Consider the following 20,933-nt stretch of genomic DNA (forward strand, 5'->3'; position numbering starts at 1 on the left):
TGTTCGGCAGCTGCTTGCCGACCCAGGGCGCGTCCGGCCCGGGCAGGCGCGACATCACCACCCCGGCGCGGTCGGTGATCATGATCACGGCGTTGCGCGATTCGGTGTCGATGTTGATGGCCGAGGCCATGGCGTCGACGCTGAGCGCCGCCACCACCGCGCCCTGGAAGACATCGCCGTCGAAGATCGGATAGGCGACGTGCAGCACCTTCTCGCCGACCGCGTCGGTGGTGGCGAAGCCGCCGACGGCGAAGCCGCGGATCTCCCGCGCCCGCTGGAAGAAGCCCTGATGGCCGACCGAGACCGAGATCGCCGCGGTGTGGTTGGCGCCGCACAGCAGGTTGCCCTCGGCATCGACCACGGCGATGGCGTTCAGGCTCGGCACCTCCGACCGCAGATCGTCCACCACCTCGGTGCAGCGGCCGCCCTGGCCCTCGCGGATCGCCGGCACCCGGGCCATCGCGGCCAGCAGCTGGCGGACGCCGTCGACGATGCGGAACTGCGCCCCGGCGGCGACATTGGCCAGGCGGATGGCGTCGTCCTGGATCTCGTTGGTGCGGGCGATGCGCAGCGCGTATTCGTTGTAGCCCTGCAAGGCAATGCCCGGCGCGACGGCGAGGCCGACCAGCAGGAACAGGCGCGACAGCAGGTTCATCGAAGCGGCAGCCGGCAGCAGCGACCGGCGGGGTGACCCGGCCTGCCTATCCTCATGACTCCAGCCCGCCGGCCGATTCTCGCCGCCCCCAATTCATCCGCCCCATCCTGAAGCGAGCCACGCCCGATTCCAACCGGCAACTCCGCCGCACCGCTGCCGCCCGGCCGGCGCGGCGGGATTGCATGCGGGTTCTACGACAGCGGTCTTGGAAAAACCACGCCAAGGCCGCAAAGTGATCACCGCCGCGCGCGGGAACAAACCGTTGCACGGCCCGTTTTGCTTCGGTGAAGTGCCCGGCTGCAACCGGCGCTTTGAGCATGGAGACGACGACGATGTTCAAACCCACCATGATCGTGCTCGCGGCCGCGCTGGCCCTTGCGGCGTGCGGTCGTGATACGGGCGGCCGGGCCCTTTCCGGTGGCCTCATCGGCGCGGGCGCCGGTGCCGGCATCTCCGCCCTGACCGGCGGCAATGCCGCCACGGGCGCGCTGATCGGCGGCGCCGTGGGCGCGGTCGGCGGTGCGGCGACGAGCTGCCGGACCATCAATCTCGGCGGCCGCTGCTGATTTTCGGCGCTGCCGCAGGATCCGGGGCGCCAGACGCCCCGGCGCCCCGTTAAGATCATATCGATCGGGGACAGAGTCGCCTCTGTCCCCGTTTGCTTTTGTGGCGCCCTTCAGCCGCGCAACCACTGGAGCGAGGAACAGACATGGCCACGCGGAACCTGGACCAGGAGCTCGACACGCTGCGCGCCGATCTCGGCAAGATCCGTGAGGATATCGTCGCGCTGACCCGCAGCCTGGGCGATGCCGCCGCCGCCGAGGCGAAGGCCGGCGGCGCCCGGCTGAACGAGGCCGCCCACGCCGCGGCCCGCACCGCCAAGGACCGGGCGCAGCACTTCGCCGACGCCGCCCGCACCCAGGGCGAGGAAGGCATCGCCGCGCTGGAGCAGCGGATCGAGCAGAACCCCATCACCAGCGTGCTCGTCGCCTTCGGCGTCGGCCTCGTCATCGGCAAGCTGCTCGACCGCTGAGGCCGGCGTGAGGACCGATCTCGGCGTCGCCCTGCTGGGCGCCCTCGCCACCCGCCAGCGCCTCCGGCTCGGCCGGGCGCTGCGCCGGGCCTGCATCGCGGCCGCGCTGTTCCTGGTCGCCCTGGTCCTGGCGGTGATCGCCCTGGCGCTGCTGGCCTGGTCCGGCTTCTACCTGCTGCTGCCGAAGCTCGGCCCCGCGGGCGCGGCGCTGGTGGTCGGGCTGATCGCGCTGGGCCTCGCCGCCATCGTCGCCCTGATCGGCGTCCTGGCCGGCCGCGGCCCGCGCCGCCGGAGGGCTGCCCCGCCGCCCCCGGCCGCGGGGGCCGCCGGCGCCGGGCTGGAAGGCTTGGCCGCCGGCCTCGGCCTGTCCGCCGCCAAGGCCGCGCCGAAGGCGGCGCTGGCGGCGCTGGTGATCGGCATCGCCGCCGGCGCCCTGCCCCTGCTGGGGGGCCGGCGGCGTCGCTGAGGCGGCCGCTGCGCGATGCCGCATGACCGCCGCTGCGTTTCGTCTATAATCCGCCCCCGCCTCCCCTGGGGGGCCTCGGCTTTCGGGCCGGGGCGGGCGGGCAGATGGGATACCCGGAACGATAAAGGTCCAGACATGATCGACAGACGGACGGTGCTGACCGCGGGCGCCCTGGCGACGGCTTCGCTGCTGCTGGCGGGGCTGCCCCGCCTGGCTTTTGCGCAGACCGACGGGGCCGCGGCCTTCATCGACGACATGGCCAAGCGGGCGATCGGCATCCTCCAGGCCGGCGGCGCGGCGACGGCCCAGGGCAAGGCCCAGTTCACCCAGATCCTGAACCAGGGCTTCGACCTGCCGACGATCGGCCGCTTCGTGCTCGGCCGCTACTGGAACAGCGCCACCCCCGACCAGCAGCGGGAGTATATGGACCTGTTCGAGCGGATGATCGTCGAGACCTATTCGCGGCGGTTCCAGAACTATCAGGGCGAGACCCTGGTGGTGAAGGGCACCCGCGCCGTCGGCGGCAGCGACACCCTGGTCGCGACCGAGATCCGGCAGAAGGACGGCCCGCCGATCCAGGTGGACTGGCGGGTGCGCCAGGCCGGCGGCGGCTACAAGGTGGTCGACGTGATCGTCGCCCGGGTCAGCATGAGCGTGACCCAGCGCGACGAGTTCGCCTCGGTGATCGCGCAGAACGGCGGCAACGTCGAAGGCCTGCTGCAGGCGATGCGCCAGCGGGCCGGCGGCTGACCCGTCCCCCTGCCCCGGCGGCGCAGGCGATGGCGGATGTCGGCCGCGAGGTCACGGACTGGCTGGTGGCCGAAGGCCGGCTGCTGGCCGACCCGGTGGCGCTGGTCGACGGCTTCTGCCACCGCCTGATCGCCGCCGGCCTGCCGCTGCAGCGGGTGCGGATCGGCCAGAGCATCACCCACCCGCTGCTGACCGCCTGGGGCGTGGTGTGGACCACGGCCCGGGGCGGCGAGGACTTCGTCATCGACCGCAAGGTGCTGCTGACCAGCACCTTCCTCGGCAGCCCCTATGAGGCGGTGCTGGTGAGCCGCCGGCCGCTGCGCCGCGCACTGACCGCGCTGGGGCCGGGCGACCACACCATCTTCCATGAGCTGGCCGAGGCCGGCGGCACCGACTACCTCGCCGTGCCGATCGTCTACGGCAACGCCACGGTGCAGGTGGCGAGCTTCGTCACCGACCGGCCGAGCGGCTTCACCGGGGACGAGGCGGCGCTGCTGGAGCGGCTGCGCCATCCGCTGGCGGCGGCGATGGAGCCCACCGCCATGCGCCGCTCCGCCGCCAGCCTGCTGCGCACCTATCTCGGCGTCGGCCCGGCCGACCGGGTGGCCGAGGGCGCGATCCGCCGCGGCGACGTCGTCGCGGTCGACGCGGCGATCCTGTTCGTGGACATGCGCGGCTTCACCGCCTTGTCCGAGCGCCTGAGCTCCGCCGCCGTGCTGCAGGTGCTGGACCGCTATTTCGAGACGGTGGCCCAGGCCATCGTCGACCGCGGCGGCGACGTGCTGAAATTCCTGGGCGACGGCGTGCTGGCGATCTTCCCGGTCGAGCAGGCCGGCAGCGCCGCGGCGGCCTGCGACGCCGCCGTCAGCGCGGTGCGGGCGATCCGCCGGGGCCTGGCCGACGGAGCCGGAGCCGAGCCGCTGGCCGTGGCCACGGCGCTGCATCTCGGCCCGGTGCTGTACGGCAATATCGGCAGCCCGGACCGGCTGGACTTCACCGTGCTGGGCCCCGCGGTCAACCTGACCAGCCGGCTGGAGGGCCTGGCCAAGCAGCTCGACCGGCCGACCGTGTGCTCCGACGCGTTCCGCCAGGCCTGGGACGGCGCCGCCGAGCCGCTCGGCGCCCACCCGATCCGCGGCCTGGCCGAACCGCAGCCGGTGTTCGCGATCGCGGTGTGAACGGGCAGGCCCCTCGCTGATCACGTTACCCCACCTAGCGAGACCTTTTCAGAATCGCCCACCCCTCGCCGTCATTGCGAGGAGGCGAAGCCGACGAAGCAATCCATGGTCCAGCATGGGCTGCTACATGGATTGCTTCGCTGCGCTCGCAATGACGGTGTTGGGACCTGTGAAAAGCCCTCAGGCCGCCAGGCCGCGAACCAGCGCCTCGGACAGGCGGCGGGAGAAGGCGGCCGGGTCGGGCAGCGGCTCGCCCTCGATGATCCGGGCCTGATCCAGCAGCAGGAAGGCGCAATCCTCCAGCGCCGGGTCCTTGGCCGCCGCCCGCTCCACCAGCCGGCGGATCAGCGGATGGCCGGGATTGACCTCGAGGATACGCTTCGACGCGGTGTCGACCCGCCGGTGCTGCTTCAGCAGCCGCTCCAGATGCAAATCGGTGTCGCCCTCGTCCGCGACCAGGCAGACGGCGCTGTCGGTCAGGCGCTGCGAGGCGCGGACGTCCTTGACTTGGTCGGCCAGGGCCAGCTTCAGCGCCGCCACCAGCTCGTCCATGCCCTCGCCCGCCTCGGGCTTCGGCGCTTCATCCGGAGTCTCGATCTTCGACAGGTCGGCGCCGCCGCGGGTGGCCGATTTGAACTTCTTGCCCTGGAACTCGTTGAGCGAGGGCACCGCGAACTCGTCGACCGGGTCGGTCAGCAGCAGCACCTCGACGTCGCGGGCGCGGAAGCCCTCGAGCTGCGGCGAGCGGGCCAGCGCCGCCGCGTCGTCGCCGGTGATGTACCAGATCTCGTCCTGGCCCGGCCGCATCCGGCCGACATACTCCTCCAGGCTGACGAGGCCATCGCCCTTGGTGGAACGGAAGCGCAGCAGCGGCAGCAGCGCGTCGCGCTGGTCGCGGTCCTCGTAGATGCCTTCCTTCAGCACCGCGCCGAAGGCGGTCCAGAACTTGCCATAGCTCTCGGCGTCGTCCTTGGCCTTGCGGCCGAGCTCGGACAGGATCTTCTTGATCACGCCCTGGCGGATCTTGGCCACGGTCGGGTTCGACTGCAGCAGCTCGCGGCTGACGTTGAGCGGCAGGTCCTCGCTGTCGATCACGCCGCGCAGGAAGCGCAGATAGGGCGGGATCAGGCCTTCCGCCGCCTCGGTCACGAACACCCGGCGGACATACAGCTTGACCCGGTGCTTGCGCTCCGGCTCCCACAGGTCGAAGGGCTGCGACGACGGCACGAACAGCAGCGAGCTGTATTCGATCGCCCCTTCCGCCTTCCAATGCGCGGTCAGCCACGGCTCGTCGAAGGCGTGGGCGGCGTGGTGATAGAACTCCTTGTACTCCTCCGCCGTGATCTCGGATTTCGGCCGGGTCCACAGCGCCGAGGCGCGGTTCAGCGTCTCGCTCTTGCCGTCCTCGCCGGCCAGCACGATCGGGATGGCGATGTGGTCGGAGTGGGTCTTGACGATCTGGCGCAGCCGCATCGGCTGCAGGAACTCGTCCTCGCCGTCGGACAGGTGCATGACGATGCGGGTCCCGCGGGCCACATCCTCGGCCGCGCCGACGGTGAAGGCGCCCTTGCCGTCAGAGACCCAGCGCCAGCCCTGCTCCTCGCCGGCCTTGCGTGAGAACACCTCGACCTCACGCGACACCATGAAGGCGGAGTAGAAGCCGACGCCGAACTGGCCGATCAGCCCGACATCCTTCTTGGCGTCGCCCGTCAGCGTCTCGACGAAGGCGCGGGTGCCGGAACGGGCGATGGTGCCGAGATTGCCGACCAGCTCCTCGCGCCCCATGCCGATGCCGTTGTCGGCGATCGTCAGGGTGCGGGCCGCCGGGTCGACCGACAGGGTGATGTGGTAATCGGCGTCGCCGGCCAACAGCTCGGGCGCCGTGATCGCGGCGTAGCGCAGCCGGTCGCAGGCATCGGAGGCGTTCGAGATCAGCTCGCGGAGGAACACCTCCTTCTGGCTGTAGAGCGAATGCGCCACGATATCGAGAAGGCGGCTGACTTCGGCCTGGAAGGTCAGGGTCTCGTCGGTCTTCTGCTGGTCCATCTCGGAGATCCGGTGGGGGATTCGTTGTCGCCGCCCGATATGGGCAAAGCGGCGGCGGGACGCAACCCCACACCCCGTGAAGGTTGGCCCCGGCCCGCCGCCGCCGTCACTTCGGCATCAGCGTCGCCAGGTCGGTGCCGTTGATCATCGCGCGGCCGGAGGCATCGACCACGATGTCGTAGAGGCGGGCCGGCATCCCGCCCGCGGCCTTGGCCTCGCGCCCCAGCATCTGGAAGACGGTGATGCCGGCCGCGGCATCCGCGCCGTCGGGCTGGGATTGCAGGTACTTGACGAAGGTGTCGAGCCCGGCGACCTGCAGCTTGCCCTGCGCCGTGACACCGAACCGCGCCTGCGGGTCCACCGTGCCGCCGCCGCTGAGGTCGATCGCCCCCTTCGGCGCGGTGATGCTGAAGCTGTCGATCGACAGGCTGGCGTCGGATTGCAGCAGCCGGGCGCCGATCCGCTGCATCGCCTGCTCGAAGACGAGGCCGCCGTCCGGCGCCGCCGGATCGCCGTCCTTCTGCCGGTCGGCCTCGACGGCCTTCTCGACCCCGTCCCAGAACAGCCCCTGGACCGAGCGGCTGGGGATGTCCTTCAGCGCGATGTCGATCTTCGCCTGCTGCGGCACCCAGTCGGCGAAGGGCAGGCCGGGGTCGAGTGCCAGCCGGTCCAGCGCCAGGTGCAGGCCGTAGCCGGCCTGGTCGGTGTCCAGCCCGGCATAGGTCTCGCCATAGCCGATGCCGCCGATGGCAAAGCTGACCTCCGGCGACCGCAGGCGCAGGTCGCTCAGGGCGATCTCGGCCTTGTACTGCGACAGCGCCGCGATCGTGGCCTTGGCCCGGCCGAACCAGGGATCCAGCTCCTCCGGCGGCGGGGTGTCGTCGCCATGCTTCGCCAGCAGCTGCCCGAACCCGTCGATCACCTCGATCAGGCCGGCGATGTCGAGGCCGTCGGCCGCCACGGCGTAGCGGGCCTTGCCCAGGTTGAACTGCGTGTCCGGCGCGGTCGCGCCGGATTCCTGGGTCAGGGCGAAGGACACGCCGTCGACATCGAGCGTCAGCGCGCCCCCGGCGGCCGGCGTGCCGGCGCCCGGGGTCAGCGTGCCCGACAGCCGCACCCGGTCGATCGCGAGGGCACCGGGCTCGGCCTTGGTCGGCGCGTCCGCCACCTTCAGCCCGCGCAGCTCCAGCGCCATGTCGCTGCCCAGGCCGCGGCCCGGGGCAGCGTGGTCCAGGCCGCTGTAGCCGCCGCCGAGGGTCAGCGATTCGAAGCCGACCGTGGTCTCGTCGCCTTCGCCCTGCAGGTCGGTCAGCGTCAGCTCGGTGCGCGACGCGCTGCCGGTCAGCTCCATCACCTGCCGCATCAGCACGTCCAGCTTGCGCTTGGCGTTCGGCGGTTCCGGCGCCTGCGGGTCGCGCCGCGCGGCGTCGAGGGCGAAGGCGATCACCCGCCACACCCGGTCGCGCAGCGCCGCGGCGTCGACATCCTCCAGCGTCCCGCTATAGCGCAGCCGGCCCAGCGTGACGCCGTCGCCGGCCGCGGGATCGCCGGCCGACAGACCCTCCGCCTCGACCTGTAGCGCGATGTCCTGGCGCGCCGGACCGGACCGCCCCGCGCCGGAGCTGCCGGCGCGAGGCGTGGTGGCGCTGGTCAGGGTCAGCCGGTGCACGGCGATCCGGGTCTTGTCGCCCTCGGCCACTGTCAGCCCGTCCGCCACGTCGCTGGAGGCGGTCAGCAGCGACGCGGCGAGGTCGACGGTCAGCTCGGCATGGCGGGTCCGGCTGGTGATGGTGACCGGCGGCTCGTCGCCGCCGGGCCGGACCTCGCAGCGCAGCGGCGTCTCGCCCGTCAGCCGGTAGACCGATCCCTCGCCGGCCGTGGCGGTGTAGCGGTCGCCGTCGCAGCGGATCCGCACCACCCGCTTCCGGCCATCGGCATCGTCGTCGCGCAGCAGCAGCGACAGGGCCGGGCCGGTGACGCTGTATCCGGCGCCGGCGGGCTCGACCGTCCAGCCGCCCTCGAAGATCGGCGCGCCCAGCCCGGGCGTCGCCAGGGTCGGGGTCAGGATGCCGGTCAGCCCCTTCTGCAGCGCTGCCGCGCCGTCCGGCGTCGCCTGGGCGAAGGCCGGGCCGGCGGCCAGAACGGCGGTGGCGCAGAGCAGGGCGGGGGCGAGACGGTGCATGAGGGCCTCTTCGTTACTGCTTCGGCGCCAGCGCCGCCAGGTCGGTGCCGTTGACCAGGATCTTGCCGGCATCGTCGACGACGATGTCGTAGTCCCGCGCCGGGCGGCCGTCATCGGCGGTGGCCTGGCGCCCCATCACCTGCGCCATGGTCAGGCCGGCCGCCGCCTGGGCGCCGTCCGGCTGGCTCTGGATGAACTTGATCAGCCCGTCGAGATTGGTGAAGCGCAGGTCGAGATCGGCGGTCACGCCATGCTTGGCCGCCTCCTTGCCCTGCACCGAGCCCTTCAGGTCGATTGCCGCTTCCGGCGCCGCGATGTGGAAGCTGGTGATGTCGAGCCGGGTGCCGGCCTTCCGCAGGATGGCGCCGAGCTGGAGCATCGACTGGGCGATCGCCTGCTGCGCCTTGGCCGGGTCCGCCGCCTGGTCGGCCGAGGCCTGCATCACCCCGACATAGGCGTTGGCCGCATCCGCCCAGGGAATGCCGCTGGCGTTCAGGCGGATGGTCGCGTCGGTCGGGATCCACTCGGCGAAGGGCGGCTTCGGCGCGATCGCCAGCCCGCCCATCTCCATCTCCACCACCCCGGTACCGCTGCTCGGCGTCGACGCGCCGGCATAGCCCTCGACGATGCGCATCCGGTCCAGCGTCACCTGCACGTCCGGCGCCTTCACCCGCAGGTCGGTCATCGTGGCGCCGAACTTGCCGCCGTCGCCATAGGCCGCCACCATCTGCTTGAGCGGGCCCATCACCTTCTTCATCACCTCGGCCTGCACCCCGGCCGCCTGCTTCGGATCGGCGGGCGACACGCCCGCGGCCGCCATGGCTTCGAACATCTCGACATAGACGTCGATCACCTGGCCGTAGGACGCCATGACCTGGTGCACATCCATGCCGTCCATGGTGCCGTCATAGGCGGCATGGCCCAGGCTGAACCGCTCGACCCCGGTCCCGTCCACGGCGCTGACGCGGCTGGCCTCCATCTTGAAGGCGACGTCCTGCCGGGCGGGGTCGCTGGTCGGCCGCAGCTGGTTGGAGACCGTCAGGCTGTCGATCGTGACCTTGCCCTGCAGCCCGTCCTGGGTGCCGGACAGGCCGTCGATCCGCCATTCGCCCTCGGTGAACAGCTTCTGCTGCAGGTCGACCGTGAAATGCGCCTGCAGCGAGCGGGAGGACAGGGTGATCCTGCTCTCCCCCTCCGGCGTGGCGGTGCAGCTCAGCGGCTCGCTGCTCTCCAGCCGCCAGGTGGCGGCGCCGGTCGAGGCGGCGCTGTAGGTCTGGGCGTCGCAATGCAGCGCCACCGTCTGCGCCGTCGCCTCCTTGCCCTTCACCATCAGGTCGATGCCGGGGAAGACGACGGTGTAGCCGGCGCCGGCCGGCTGGACCGTGACCGGGCCGGTGAACAGCGGCTGCTGTTGCACCTGGATGCCGAGGATCGGCTTCAGCATCTCGTTCAGCCCGTCGCGCAGCGCCGCCGCGCCGTCGGGCGTCGACTGCGCCCAGGCGCCGCCGGCGAGCCAGAGCGGGGCGGCGCCCGCCAGGATGCAGATCGACCGTCTCATCTTCGCCTCCCGCAATGCGATGTCGTCGCCGGTGCCTCAGCGCAGGCCGAGCAGCGGCTTGAGGTCGGTGCCGTTGAGAAGGATGTCGCCCTTCTCGCTGATCTCGAGCTTGTAGGTGCGGGCCGGCTGGCCGTCGACCGTCTCCTGTGCCCCCATGGTCTGCAGCACGGTCAGGCCCTGCACCATCTCCACCCCGTCCGGCGCGGCCTGCGCCGCCTCCAGCGCCTTGTCCAGGCCGGTGACGACCAGGCGGGCGTCGCCGGTCATCATCAGCGGCGCCTTCGGGTTCGGCCGCAGCGTGCCGGTCAGGTCGATGCTGGTCAGCGGCGACGACGCCTTGAACGAGCGGATCTCCAGCGCGCCGTTGCCGTTCATCACCGCCTGCTGCAGCTGCGCCACCGCGATCTCCGCGGCCTGGTCGGGGCCGAGCGTGGCCGAGCTGTCGAGCATGCCGGTCAGGGCCTGCAGCAGCGCCTGGTTCGGCAGGTTGGTCAGCGCCAGGTCGACCGTGGCGGTGTGCGGGATGAACTGGCCGAATTCCGGCAGCGGGTCGATGCCGAGCTGGGCCAGGTCGAAATTGATCCGGAAGGTCGAGGAATCCTGCGCCAGGCCGGCGATGCCGACGCCGAAGCCGGCTGAGGCCAGCGTCACCTTGTCGACGCCGTCGCCGGCGCCCGGCGTGACCTCGACGCCCTTCAGCCCGTAGCTGAAGCCGAAATCGTTGAACAGCTTCGGCGTGGCCTGGAAGACCCTCCCGAGCTCGGCCAGGAACTCCTTCGGCATCTCGCCGCCGGCCTCGGCCGGATAGCGCTTCTGCAGGTCGGACAGCTTGTCGCTGAAATTGCGCAGCGCCGCCATGTTGGCCGCCGCCGCCTTGCCCTCGACCGTGGCGCCGTCGAGATGGAGCAGCTGGGCCCCGGTCTCGTCGATGAAGGAGAGGCCGGAGAAGCCCACCGTGCCGGTGCTGTCATAGGTGTCCGGGCCGACGGCGGTGCTGTCGCCGGCCAGCGTGATCTCGTCGATCTTGAGCGCGCCCTTGGCCTCGGCCGGGTTCAGCGAATGGGCGGTGATCTGGCCCAGCTTGCCGTCCAGCGACATGAAGGCATGGTATTGCGGGGCGAAGACGCCGCGCAGCGCCTGCGTGCCGATCGTCACCTCGGCGCCCTTGTCGCCGCCCTTGGCCGGGGTGATGCGGTAGGTGGTGGGGATGGTCGCGACCGTGTCCAGCCAGCCATTCTCCAGCGGCGTCAGCACCAGCTCGACCGGGGTAAGGGCCAGGGTCGACGGGTTGTCGCCATCCGCGAACACGACCTCGGAGCGCGGGATCACCGCCTTGTAGGACTTGCCCTGCGGCTCGACCGTGATCGGGCCCTGGAAGTTGACCACCACGGATTTGTCGGCGGTGGTCAGGTGGGTAGCGATCCAGTCCTTGAGGCCCAGGCGGATCTTGTCGGCACCCTCCGCCGTCGCCTGCGCCTGGGCGGCGGCCGGCAAGAGGATCCAGGCGGCGACGCCGGCTGCGAGCAGGGGAAGCGGACGCATCTCAATTCTCCGTCGAGTCGGGTGCAGGCCCGACCAAAATCGTCTTCAGCCAATGGCCGCCCGCGCAGCCGGCGGGGCGGCAGTCTTGCATTAGCACCCGCCAGCGTTCAATTGTCGGGTATGGACCTCGCAGGTGATCGCACGCGCCTCACGGCCGTGCTCGGCCCGACCAACACCGGAAAGACCCATCTCGCCATCGAACGCATGCTCGGCCATGCGAGCGGCATGATCGGCTTCCCGCTCCGGCTGCTCGCCCGCGAGAACTACGACCGGATCGTGGCGATCAAGGGACGGGCGCATGTCGCTTTGGTGACAGGCGAGGAGAAGATCGTCCCGCCCGGTGCCCGCTGGTTCCTGTGCACGGTCGAGAGCATGCCGCTGGACCGGCCTGTGGCCTTCGTCGGCATCGACGAGATCCAGCTCTGCGCCGACCCCGAGCGCGGTCATGTCTTCACCGACCGGCTGCTGCACGCCCGCGGCGGCGCCGAGACCATGGTGATGGGGTCGGAGACGATCCGCCCGCTGATCCGCAAGCTGGTGCCGGAGGCGGAGTTCGTGACCCGGCCCCGCTTCTCGGAGCTGACCCACACCGGCAAGCGCAAGCTGACCCGGCTGCCGCCGCGCAGCGCCATCGTCGTGTTCTCGGCCACCGACGTCTACGAGATCGCCGAGCTGATGCGCCGCACCCGCGGCGGCACCGCGGTGGTGCTGGGCGCGCTGAGCCCCCGCACCCGCAACGCCCAGGTCGGCCTGTACCAGTCGGGCGAGGTCGACTACCTGGTGGCGACCGACGCCATCGGCATGGGGCTGAACATGGACATCGACCATGTCGCCTTCGCCCGGCTGACCAAGTTCGACGGCCGCTTCCCGCGCCGGCTGCGCGCCACCGAGATCGCCCAGATCGCCGGCCGCGCCGGGCGGCACATGGCCAACGGCACCTTCGGCACCACCGACGAGGCCGGGACGCTGGACGAGGAGCTGGTCGAGCGGGTGGAGAACCACCGCTTCGACCCGCTGCAGACGCTGATGTGGCGCAACGGCGACCTCGACTTCCGCAGCCCCTTGGGCCTGCTGCGCAGCCTGGAGCGGCGGCCGACGCGGCCGGAGCTGCGGCGCATGGCCGAGGCCGACGACCAGCTGTCGCTGGGCCTCTTGATGCGCGACGAGGAGCTGGTCGGCCGCGCCCGCAACCCGGCGGCGGTGCGCCTGTTGTGGGAGGTGTGCCAGATCCCGGATTTCCGCAAGGTGCTGTCCGACGCCCATATCCGCATGCAGGGTCAGATCTTCCGCCAGCTGACCACCGGCCTGGCCGGGCGGCTGGACACCGACTGGGTGGCGGACCAGGTGGAGAAGCTGGACCGGACCGAAGGCGATATAGACGCGCTGGTGTCCCGCATCGCCCATGTCCGGACCTGGACCTACATCGCCCATCGCGGCGCCTGGATCACCGATCCGGGGCACTGGCAGGAGCGTACCCGCGCGGTCGAGGACCGGCTGTCCGACGCGCTGCACGAGCGGCTGACCCAGCGCTTCGTCGACCGTCGCACCGCGCTGCTGGTGCGCACGATGAAGGCGGGCGGCGAACTCTTGGCCGCCGTCAACGCCCAGGGCGAGGTGCTGGTCGAGGGCGAGCATGTCGGCAGCATCGAGGGCTTCGCCTTTTACCCCGACGCCACCATCGAGGATGACGACCTGAAGGCGATCCGCGGCGCCGCCCGGCGGGCGCTGAAGGACGAGGTGGCCGGCCGCGTCGGCAAGCTGGAGGCGGCGCCGGACGAGGAGCTGGCCCTGGCCGCCGACGGCACGGTCTCCTGGCGCGGCACCGGCATCGGCCGGATCGCCGCCGGCCCGTCGCCTTTGGCCCCCGCCGTGCGGGTGCGCGACACCGATCTGCTGGACGGCGCCGGCCGCGACCGGGTGGCGGCGCGGCTTACCCGCTTCCTGGCCGATCATGTGGCGCGGGAGCTGCAGCCGTTGCTGCGGCTTCGCGACGCGGCGCTGAGCGGCGCCGCCCGCGGCATCGCCTTCCAGCTGGTCGAGGGGCTGGGGCTGCTGCCCCGCCGAGCGCTGGACGGGCTGATCCATGCCCTGACCGCCGCCGACCGCCGGCAGCTGGCCGGCTTCGGCGTGCGCTTCGGCCCCAGCCACGTCTATCTGGCGCCGATGCTGAAGCCGCGGCCGACGGGCCTGCGCGTGCTGCTGGGCGCGGTGGCCGCCGGCCGGCCGCTGCCGGCCGTGCTGCCCGCCCCGGCTCGGATCTCGGTGCAGGTCGAGGAGGGCGAAGACGCCGCGGCGCTGGACCTGGCCGGCTTCGTCCTGTGCGGCCCGCGGCGCATCCGCCTCGACCGCATCGATGCGCTGCGCGACGCCGCCGAGTCGCGCCGCCGCCAGGGCGGGCTGACCGCCGATCCGGCGCTGGCGCCGATCGTCGGCTGCACCGTCGCCGAAATCCCGGCTATCCTGCAGGCGGCCGGGTATCGGCCGACCCAGGACGACGAGGGACGCGTGACCTATGTTCCGGTGAAGGCCCGGCGGCCGCAGGCGCCGCGCCAGCCCGCCGCCAGCGCCGACAGCCCCTTCGCCAAGCTGGCTGAGCTGCGCCGCACCAATGGCTGAGCGGGGAGCCGAGCGCGAGGAGACGGAGCGGCCCCGGCTGGACAAGTGGCTGTGGCAGGCGCGCTTCTTCAAGACCCGCAGCCTGGCGGCCAAGGTCTGCGCCGCCGGCGGCATCCGCATCGACGGCGTGCCGACCCAGAAGGCGCATGCGGCAATCCGCCCCGGCATGGTGCTGACCTTCGTCCAGGGCCGGCACATCCGGGTGATCGAGATCGTCGCTTTGGGCGAGCGGCGCGGCCCGGCCAGCGAGGCGCAGGGGCTGTATCGCGACCTGCAGCCGCCGACGCCGGAGGCGGCGCTGCCCCCCTCCGGCGGGCCGCGGCCGACAGGGCGCGACCGCCGCGCCCTTCCGCCGAAGGGCGACAGCGACTAAATCAGCGCCATGCTGAACCATATTCTCGACTGGGCCCGCGGCGGCGCCGGGCCGGTTGCCGACGAGGCCGCGCTGCGCCGCGCCGTCGCCGCCCTGCTGATGGAAGCCGCCCGGGTCGACGATTCGCTGGACGAGCCGGAGCGCGAGCGCATCCAGGCGCTGCTGGCCTGGCGCTTCCGCCTCGGCCCGTTCGAGGCGGCGCAGCTGGGCGCCGACGCCGAGCGGGCCAGCGACGGCGCCGTGTCCTGGCATGCCCTGACCCACACCATCCGCGAGCATTGCGACGAGGCCGCGCGCATCCGCATTGTGGAAATGCTGTGGGATGTCGTCCTCGCGGATGGTAATGTCGACGCCCTCGAAGCCAATCTGATGCGGCGAGTCGCGGCGCTTCTATTCGTCTCGGATGCGGATAGCGGCGCTGCCCGCCGCCGTGTGCTTGCCCGCAATGGCGCCACGGCGGCCGCCAATGGAGAGCCGGAGTAAGTTAAGCATGGCCTATGTGGTGGGTGAAGCTTGCATCAAGTGCAAGTACACGGATTGTGTCGAAGTCTGCCCCGTGGATTGCTTCTACGAGGGCGAGAACATGCTGGTCATCCACCCGGACGAGTGTATCGACTGCGGCGTCTGTGAGCCGGAATGCCCGGCCGAGGCGATCAAGCCCGACACCGAGGCCGAGGCGGCGGAGAAGTGGGGCGAGCTGAACCGCGAATACTCCGCGATCTGGCCCAACATCACCCGCAAGAAGGACGCGCCCGCCGACGCCGATTCCTGGAAGGAGGTCGGGAACAAATATCCCGAGCATTTCAGCGCGAATCCGGGCGAAGGCAATTGACGATTCGCCGAGTCCGCCGCCCTGCATTGCAAAAAAAGCGTCATGTCGGAGCGGACTCGGCCTTCATATCGGGTCCGCAACGTATTATAATCTTCGTCCATTCCCGGTGCTGACGACCAGTTCCGACCCTATCCCATACGGGCCGGAATCGATTTCTGCGTCTTTTGTTTCGGTGCGGAGATTGAGAGCAGTCGCGGCGCGACGAAGCATGGGGCGGAGGCCGTTTTTCGGCGACCGCGCTGGGTCCGACCACAGAGGGTGACTCCATTGGCAGACATGGCTCAGGAACTTGAGTACGACGTCGGCGACTACGTTGTGTACCCGGCGCATGGCGTCGGCCGCATCGAGGCGCTCGAGACGCACAGCATCAGCGGCATGACCGTGCAGCTGTATGCCATCAGCTTCGAGAAGGAGCGGATGACGCTCAAGGTTCCTGTCGGCAAGGCCAAGAAGTCTGGGCTGCGCAAGCTGTCGTCGAAGGACCGGATCAAGACCGCGCTGGAGACCCTGACCGGCCGCAGCCGCGTGCGCCGGACGATGTGGAGCCGCCGGGCCCAGGAATACGAGGCCAAGATCAATTCCGGCGACCCGGTATCGATCGCCGAGGTGGTGCGCGACCTGCACCGCGCCACCGACCAGCCGGAGCAGTCCTACAGCGAGCGCCAGATCTACCAGGCGGCGCTGGAGCGCCTGGCGCGCGAGCTGGCCGCGGTCGAGAAGATCGACGAGGTCAAGGCCACCCAGAAGCTGGAGCAGGTGCTGAAGAAGGCGGCCTGAGCCCGCCCCCTTCCGGCCCCAAGCAGCACGCAGCGCGGTAGGCCACATAAGACACTGAAAGAGGCGGCCTCCGGGCCGCCTTTTCCATGTCTGGGCCTTCGAACCTCCCCTATCCCGTGTAGTACTATTCCCATGAATGTCGTCCCCAGAGAAAGCCGGCGCCGCCCGAGCCCATCGGCACAAAGGGGCTGGTTTCACCGCATCGACCCGCTAAACTCTCTCGGCAGATGACCGACCTCTCCGTCTCCGCGTGACACCCGATCCCGAGAAATTCGCCCAGCTCGGCCGCCCGAGGCGGATCTGGGCCGTCGGCGCCGTGCATGGCGACGCCGGCCGCCTGTCCGTGCTGCACGACCATGTCGCGGCCCGGTTCCAGCCCGGCGACCGGCTGGTCTATCTCGGCAACCTGATCGGCCGGTCCGACCGGGTCCACGCGCTGGTCGACGAGGTGCTGTCGATGCGGCGGGCCCTGATCGCCCGGCCCGGCGTGCTGGCCGAGGACGTCGTCTTCCTGCGGGGGGCGCAGGAGGAGATGTGGCAGAAGATGCTGCAGCTGCAATTCGCCCCCAATCCGCAGGACGTGCTGCGCTGGATGCTGGCCCAGGGGGCCGAGGGCACGCTGCGCGCCTATGGCGGCCGGCCCGAGGAGGGCATGGCGGCGGCGCGCGAGGGCGCCGTTCGCCTGACCCGCTGGACCAACGCGCTGCGCGAATCGATGCGCGCAGCGCCCGGCCACAACGCCCTCTACGCCGCGCTGCGCCGGGCCGCCTTCACCGAGCCCCGCTTCGCCGGGGATGACGGCATCCTGTTCGTCAGCGCCGGCATCGACCCCAGCCGGCCGCTCGCCGCCCAGGGCGACGCCTTCTGGTGGTCGCACGCCGCCTTCGCCGGGCTGACCGAGCCCTATGCCGGCTTCCGCCGCCTGATCCGCGGCCATGACCCGGCCGGCGGCGGGCTGCAGCTGGAGGGGCTGGCGGTGACGCTCGATTCCGGCTGCGGCCGCGGTGGGCGCCTGGCCTGCGGCCTGTTCGAGCCCGACGGGACGCTGACCGAGATCGTCGAGGCATAGCCTTCCCCGTAACGCACCACTCCGATCGAGCGAACCTCTAGACGAAGGGACGAGTGCCCGCCCGGCGAGGGAACGCCGCCGAACGGGCGGGTGTTCGTCTATCAGGTCGCGGGACACGCCCGCGGCGCCGTCGGCCGAAGAGGGGGCGTCCATGCCGCATCTCGACGATCCCGAGACCCAGCGCGCCAACCTGAAGTTCATCAAGGCGTCGATGAACGAGCCCTTGCTGTCGCGCGAGGCCGAGTTCGAGCTCGCCCGCCGTTGGCGGCAGGATCATGATGAGCCGTCGCTGCACGCCCTGGTCCGGGCCTATACGAGGCTGGTGATCGCCACCGCGTCGCGCTTCCGCAACTACGGCCTTCCGGTCGGCGACCTTGTGCAGGAGGGCAATGTCGGGCTGATGCAGGCGGCCGCCCGCTTCGAGCATGACCGCGAGGTCCGCTTCTCGACCTATGCCGCGTGGTGGATCCGCTCGGCCATGCAGGACTATGTGCTGCGCAACTGGTCGATCGTGCGCACCGGCACCACCGCGGCGCAGAAATCGCTGTTCTTCAACCTGCGGCGGCTGCGGGCCAAGATCGAGAGCACCACCGGGCAGCCCGGCATGACCCATGCCGGCCGCGCCTGGATCGCCGGCGAGCTGCGGGTCGACGTGTCCGATGTCGAGGCGATGGAGATGCGCCTGTCGGCCGCCGACCAGTCGCTGAACGCCCCGATCTCCGAGGAGGGCGAGGATGACTGGCAGGGCCTCCTGGCCGACACCCGCCCCTCGCCCGAGGAGGTGGTGATCGGGCTGCGCGACAACGTCACCCGGTCGCGCTGGCTGGCCGAGGCGATCGGTGCCCTTAGCCCGCGCGAGCAGACCATCATCCGCCAGCGCCGGCTGCGCGACAGCGGCGCGACGCTGGAGGAGCTGGGCCGCCAGCTCGGCGTCAGCAAGGAGCGGGTGCGCCAGCTGGAGCACCGGGCGCTGACCAAGCTGCGCGCCTCGATCTCCCAGCATGTGAGCCGGCCGGAGGAGCTGTTCCTGGAGGAGTAGCCCCGGCCTACGCCATCATTCTACGATCAGCTTCACCCTGGTCCCTGCCGGCTGCGTGGCGTCCTCCGGCACGTCGTTGAGCAGCCGGAACCATGCCTCCGCCGCCTCGACCTTCATCCGCCCGGCGAGATCGGCCACGCTGTCGCCCGGCCGGACCTCGACGACGGCGAGGCGGCGCGGACGCACCGCGGCGGCCTCGGCCGCGCCGATCCGGCGGAAGCTCTCCACCGCACCGCGCATCGGGACGGCCGCCGGGCTGCCGGCCCGGGTCAGCACGGTGAAGCGCTCGCGCCGCTCCGCCGTGGTCTCGATCGCGACCAGCAGCGACTCCCAGCGCTCGGTCCCGACCGCGATGCCGGCCACGCCCCAGGCGGCGTGGAAGCCGCCGAGATCGCCCTCGCCGACGGCCTGCACGCCCCCCGCACGCCGCCCCCAGACCCGCTCGAGGAGCAGCCGGGCCGGCAGGGCGCGGGGCTGCGACAGATGATCGAACAGGATCACCGAATCCTCCGGCCCCAGCCCCATCACCCGCTGGCGCTGGCGCACAAGACCGACGCCCGGAGGCGCATCCCAGCGGAACCCGGCGGCGGGATCGATCACGGCTTGGCCGCGGATCGGGATCTGCCCCGCCCCCTCGCCCCAGGGCAGCCCGTCGACGGCGTCGAGCCAGGCTGCCTCCCCCGTTTCACCCGGCGGCAGCCCCGCCACCCGGGCGCGAGCCGCGGCGATCCGCTCCGCCACCTCGGGATGGTCGCCGCCGCCGATCGTGGCGGTCGCCAGCTCGGGCTGGCCGGACAGCGACGCGGCCAGGTTCTGGGCGGCGCCGAACCGGGCCAGGAAGGACAGCGCCGCGCCGGGGTCGAAGCCGGCCCGGGCCAGGGTGTCAAGGCCGATCCGGTCGGCCTCCTGCTCCTGCCCCCGGTTGAACGCGGCCTCGGCCTGGACCTCGGCCATGCCGGCGATGGCCGGGTCGACCGGCGGCCGCGCCGCGCCCTGCTTCGCATGGCCGGCGACGACATGGCCGATCTCATGCGCCAGCACGAAGGCCAGCTCCGCCTCGCTGCGCGCCAGGGCCAGCAGCCCGCGATTGACCAGCAGCCGGCCATCCGGCAGGGCGGCGGCGTTGACCTGATCGGAATCGAGCAGTTCGACCGTCACCTTGAGACGGCCGCCGGTTTCGGCCTCCGCCACCCGCCGGGCGATGCGGCCGACATGGTCGCGCAGGGCCGGCGCGTCATAGGGGCCGCCGAAGGCCGCGCGGACTGCCCGCGCCTCCGCCGTGTCGGCGCGGGCCGGGCGCGGCAGCAGCGGCAGGGCGGCCAGGCCGAGCAGCAGGTCACGGCGAATCATCTCGGAGCCCCTCCTGGAATGGGTCAGGCCGCGGCGAAAACGGTGGTTTCCGAGCACCGAAGCGCAGCGTACATGAGGTACGCGAGCATCGGAGCGTAGGAAACGCCGTTTGCAGCCCGGCATCACCCATTCGGGAGGGGCTCTCAGTCCAACCTCTCGATTTGCTCCATCCGCGTCAGGCCGATATGCGGCCCGCCCGACCAGTCGAGCCAGCCGCGCACTCGGACCCGGCGCCCCTGCAGGGCCGTCAGGTCCAGCCCCTCCGCCGTCACGGTGAAATCCTGCCGCGGATCCGTGCCGAAATTGAGATAGGCGCGGCCGCGCAGCAGCGCTGCCTGCAGCACCGTGCCCTCGACGATCTGGAAGCGGTCGAGATCGCCGCGCCCGAGCGCATCGGCAGGACGCACGGCCAGGGCCGGGTCGCTCCACAACCCGCGGCCGGCGGCGCGGGCCTCGCTTTCCGTCACCAGCAGCGAGACCAGGGCCGGCGCCGGATCGGCACCGGCGGCATCGACCCGCGCCAGGCCGCGGGCCAGCATCTCCTCCTCGATCCACAGCCCGTCGTCGCGCTGCAGCTGCGCCGGCGCCCGGCCGTAGCGGTCGGGCGGCGCTAGCCAGGCCGGCCGGACCGAACGGCCCTGGACGAGGTCGGCGAGGACCGACCGGGCGATGTCGCGCCATTTGCCGGCGGGGATGTCGAGCGCGCTGAGCCGCACCACCGTGCCGTCGGCGAGGCTCACGGTGCGGCCGTCGAGCACGGCGGCGACCGCCATCGGCGGGTCGTAGTCGAGCCCGTCCGACGGCTGGGCCCCGGCGGGGCCGGCGGCGCAGAGCAGGATCAGGAGAAGCAGGGCGCGGCGCATCCCGGCAGCATAGGACAGGCGGCTGCGGTCTCGCACCGCAGAGCCTCGCCTCGATCGGCTTTTTGCAATGCGCCGGGGACGCCGTAGAGTGAGGGGCGAGACTCAGCCCGACAGCGAGACCCATGCCGCGCGACCTGATCTTCCCGACCATCGAGCCCTTCGCCACCGGCCTGATGCCGGTCGACGACCTGCACAGCATCTATTGGGAGCAATGCGGCAAGCCGGACGGCGTGCCGGTGGTGTTCCTGCATGGCGGCCCGGGCGCCGGCGCGTCGCCCACCCATCGCCGCTTCTTCGACCCCGGCTTCTACCGCATCATCATCTTCGACCAGCGCGGCGCCGGCCGGTCGCGCCCTCTGGGCGAGACCCGGCAGAACACCACCGAGCACCTGGTCGGGGACATGGAGCAGCTGCGCCGGATGCTGGGCATCGAGCGCTGGCACGTCTTCGGCGGCTCCTGGGGGTCGACCCTGGCGCTGTCCTACGCCCAGGCGCATCCGCAGCGCTGCCGGTCGCTGACCCTGCGCGGCATCTTCCTGATGCGGCCGCAGGAGATCGACTGGTTCTTCCACGGCATGGGCACCTTCTTCCCGGAGGCGCATCG

At 71.5% G+C, this 20,933-nt stretch carries 20 protein-coding genes; 13 read left to right on the top strand and 7 right to left on the bottom strand.

The window, feature by feature from the left end; genetic code table 11:
- Positions 1-655 (bottom strand): hypothetical protein (locus ABDW35_RS10650; RefSeq protein ID WP_343713843.1); only part of this gene is annotated, 655 nt, incomplete at its 3' end.
- Between the two features lie 332 nt (positions 656-987).
- On the opposite strand from ABDW35_RS10650, the gene ABDW35_RS10655 reads away from it, so the two are divergent.
- The 5 genes from ABDW35_RS10655 (at position 988) to ABDW35_RS10675 (ending at position 4,082) form a co-directional block, all read left to right on the top strand.
- Positions 988-1,221, top strand: a complete 234-nt coding sequence (locus tag ABDW35_RS10655) for a hypothetical protein (RefSeq protein WP_343713844.1) — start codon at positions 988-990, stop codon at positions 1,219-1,221.
- A 143-nt stretch (positions 1,222-1,364) separates the two neighbouring features.
- Positions 1,365-1,688: a hypothetical protein gene (locus ABDW35_RS10660; protein ID WP_343713845.1), complete on the top strand. Its 324-nt coding sequence runs from the start codon at positions 1,365-1,367 to the stop codon at positions 1,686-1,688.
- A gap of 7 nt (positions 1,689-1,695) precedes the next feature.
- Positions 1,696-2,154: a hypothetical protein gene (locus ABDW35_RS10665; protein ID WP_343713846.1), complete on the top strand. Its 459-nt coding sequence runs from the start codon at positions 1,696-1,698 to the stop codon at positions 2,152-2,154.
- 135 nt (positions 2,155-2,289) lie between these two features.
- Entirely contained in the window at positions 2,290-2,904 is a 615-nt protein-coding gene (locus ABDW35_RS10670; RefSeq protein WP_343713847.1) for an ABC transporter substrate-binding protein, read from the top strand.
- A 29-nt stretch (positions 2,905-2,933) separates the two neighbouring features.
- On the top strand, positions 2,934-4,082 hold the full coding sequence (locus tag ABDW35_RS10675; RefSeq protein ID WP_343713848.1) for an adenylate/guanylate cyclase domain-containing protein: 1,149 nt from the start codon (positions 2,934-2,936) through the stop codon (positions 4,080-4,082).
- A gap of 180 nt (positions 4,083-4,262) precedes the next feature.
- On the opposite strand, the gene htpG is transcribed toward ABDW35_RS10675, so the two are convergent.
- The 4 genes from htpG to ABDW35_RS10695 all read right to left on the bottom strand — a co-directional run bounded on the left by htpG (position 4,263) and on the right by ABDW35_RS10695 (position 11,410).
- Positions 4,263-6,128 carry a molecular chaperone HtpG gene (gene htpG, locus ABDW35_RS10680; protein WP_343713849.1) on the bottom strand — a complete coding sequence of 622 codons (1,866 nt, stop codon included), beginning with the start codon at positions 6,126-6,128 and terminating at the stop codon, positions 4,263-4,265.
- A gap of 106 nt (positions 6,129-6,234) precedes the next feature.
- Positions 6,235-8,310 (bottom strand): hypothetical protein, encoded by a 2,076-nt coding sequence (locus ABDW35_RS10685; protein ID WP_343713850.1) that lies wholly within the window; start codon positions 8,308-8,310, stop codon positions 6,235-6,237.
- Between the two features lie 13 nt (positions 8,311-8,323).
- Positions 8,324-9,868, bottom strand: a complete 1,545-nt coding sequence (locus tag ABDW35_RS10690) for a hypothetical protein (RefSeq protein ID WP_343713851.1) — start codon at positions 9,866-9,868, stop codon at positions 8,324-8,326.
- Between the two features lie 36 nt (positions 9,869-9,904).
- On the bottom strand, positions 9,905-11,410 hold the full coding sequence (locus tag ABDW35_RS10695) for a hypothetical protein (protein ID WP_343713852.1): 1,506 nt from the start codon (positions 11,408-11,410) through the stop codon (positions 9,905-9,907).
- Positions 11,411-11,566: 156 nt separating this feature from the next.
- Between ABDW35_RS10695 and ABDW35_RS10700 the strand changes: the two genes are divergently transcribed.
- From ABDW35_RS10700 to ABDW35_RS10730, 7 genes are all read left to right on the top strand, one after another.
- Complete coding sequence (locus ABDW35_RS10700; protein WP_343713853.1) at positions 11,567-14,026, top strand: helicase-related protein; 2,460 nt, start codon at positions 11,567-11,569, stop codon at positions 14,024-14,026.
- On the top strand, positions 14,019-14,399 hold the full coding sequence (locus tag ABDW35_RS10705) for an RNA-binding S4 domain-containing protein (RefSeq protein ID WP_343713854.1): 381 nt from the start codon (positions 14,019-14,021) through the stop codon (positions 14,397-14,399). Before ABDW35_RS10700 ends, ABDW35_RS10705 begins: the two co-directional genes overlap by 8 nt.
- A 9-nt stretch (positions 14,400-14,408) precedes the next feature.
- The gene (locus tag ABDW35_RS10710) at positions 14,409-14,882 is read left to right on the top strand and encodes a TerB family tellurite resistance protein (RefSeq protein WP_343713855.1); all 474 of its coding nucleotides are present in this window, start codon (positions 14,409-14,411) and stop codon (positions 14,880-14,882) included.
- 7 nt (positions 14,883-14,889) lie between these two features.
- A complete protein-coding gene (gene fdxA / locus ABDW35_RS10715; protein WP_343713856.1) occupies positions 14,890-15,231 on the top strand; it encodes a ferredoxin FdxA in 342 nt (113 codons plus the stop codon).
- Positions 15,232-15,507: 276 nt separating this feature from the next.
- Positions 15,508-16,008 (top strand): CarD family transcriptional regulator, encoded by a 501-nt coding sequence (locus ABDW35_RS10720; protein WP_138887935.1) that lies wholly within the window; start codon positions 15,508-15,510, stop codon positions 16,006-16,008.
- 250 nt (positions 16,009-16,258) lie between these two features.
- Positions 16,259-17,077 (top strand): hypothetical protein, encoded by an 819-nt coding sequence (locus ABDW35_RS10725; protein ID WP_343713857.1) that lies wholly within the window; start codon positions 16,259-16,261, stop codon positions 17,075-17,077.
- 151 nt (positions 17,078-17,228) lie between these two features.
- Positions 17,229-18,116, top strand: coding sequence for an RNA polymerase factor sigma-32 (locus tag ABDW35_RS10730; RefSeq protein ID WP_343713858.1), 888 nt, complete (start codon positions 17,229-17,231; stop codon positions 18,114-18,116).
- 15 nt (positions 18,117-18,131) lie between these two features.
- Here the strand turns inward: ABDW35_RS10730 and ABDW35_RS10735 are convergent, their stop codons facing one another.
- Together ABDW35_RS10735 and ABDW35_RS10740 are read right to left on the bottom strand one after the other, a co-directional pair.
- Positions 18,132-19,466 (bottom strand): M48 family metalloprotease, encoded by a 1,335-nt coding sequence (locus tag ABDW35_RS10735; RefSeq protein WP_343713859.1) that lies wholly within the window; start codon positions 19,464-19,466, stop codon positions 18,132-18,134.
- Positions 19,467-19,609: 143 nt separating this feature from the next.
- Positions 19,610-20,365, bottom strand: coding sequence for a thermonuclease family protein (locus ABDW35_RS10740; protein ID WP_343713860.1), 756 nt, complete (start codon positions 20,363-20,365; stop codon positions 19,610-19,612).
- A gap of 86 nt (positions 20,366-20,451) precedes the next feature.
- Between ABDW35_RS10740 and ABDW35_RS10745 the strand changes: the two genes are divergently transcribed.
- The coding region (locus ABDW35_RS10745; protein WP_343713861.1) for an alpha/beta fold hydrolase at positions 20,452-20,933 on the top strand (482 nt) is incomplete at its 3' end.

Origin of the sequence: Inquilinus sp., from assembly GCF_039594555.1 — a bacterium.
Lineage (GTDB): Bacteria > Pseudomonadota > Alphaproteobacteria > DSM-16000 > Inquilinaceae > Inquilinus.

Coding starts and splice junctions, on each gene's coding strand:
- ABDW35_RS10655 (WP_343713844.1), top strand. CDS start 988: ATGTTCAAACCCACCATGATCGTGCTCGCGGCCGCGCTGGCCCTTGCG.
- ABDW35_RS10660 (WP_343713845.1), top strand. CDS start 1,365: ATGGCCACGCGGAACCTGGACCAGGAGCTCGACACGCTGCGCGCCGAT.
- ABDW35_RS10670 (WP_343713847.1), top strand. CDS start 2,290: ATGATCGACAGACGGACGGTGCTGACCGCGGGCGCCCTGGCGACGGCT.
- ABDW35_RS10675 (WP_343713848.1), top strand. CDS start 2,934: ATGGCGGATGTCGGCCGCGAGGTCACGGACTGGCTGGTGGCCGAAGGC.
- htpG (WP_343713849.1), bottom strand. CDS start 6,128: ATGGACCAGCAGAAGACCGACGAGACCCTGACCTTCCAGGCCGAAGTC.
- ABDW35_RS10685 (WP_343713850.1), bottom strand. CDS start 8,310: ATGCACCGTCTCGCCCCCGCCCTGCTCTGCGCCACCGCCGTTCTGGCC.
- ABDW35_RS10690 (WP_343713851.1), bottom strand. CDS start 9,868: ATGAGACGGTCGATCTGCATCCTGGCGGGCGCCGCCCCGCTCTGGCTC.
- ABDW35_RS10695 (WP_343713852.1), bottom strand. CDS start 11,410: ATGCGTCCGCTTCCCCTGCTCGCAGCCGGCGTCGCCGCCTGGATCCTC.
- ABDW35_RS10705 (WP_343713854.1), top strand. CDS start 14,019: ATGGCTGAGCGGGGAGCCGAGCGCGAGGAGACGGAGCGGCCCCGGCTG.
- ABDW35_RS10710 (WP_343713855.1), top strand. CDS start 14,409: ATGCTGAACCATATTCTCGACTGGGCCCGCGGCGGCGCCGGGCCGGTT.
- fdxA (WP_343713856.1), top strand. CDS start 14,890: ATGGCCTATGTGGTGGGTGAAGCTTGCATCAAGTGCAAGTACACGGAT.
- ABDW35_RS10720 (WP_138887935.1), top strand. CDS start 15,508: ATGGCTCAGGAACTTGAGTACGACGTCGGCGACTACGTTGTGTACCCG.
- ABDW35_RS10730 (WP_343713858.1), top strand. CDS start 17,229: ATGCCGCATCTCGACGATCCCGAGACCCAGCGCGCCAACCTGAAGTTC.
- ABDW35_RS10735 (WP_343713859.1), bottom strand. CDS start 19,466: ATGATTCGCCGTGACCTGCTGCTCGGCCTGGCCGCCCTGCCGCTGCTG.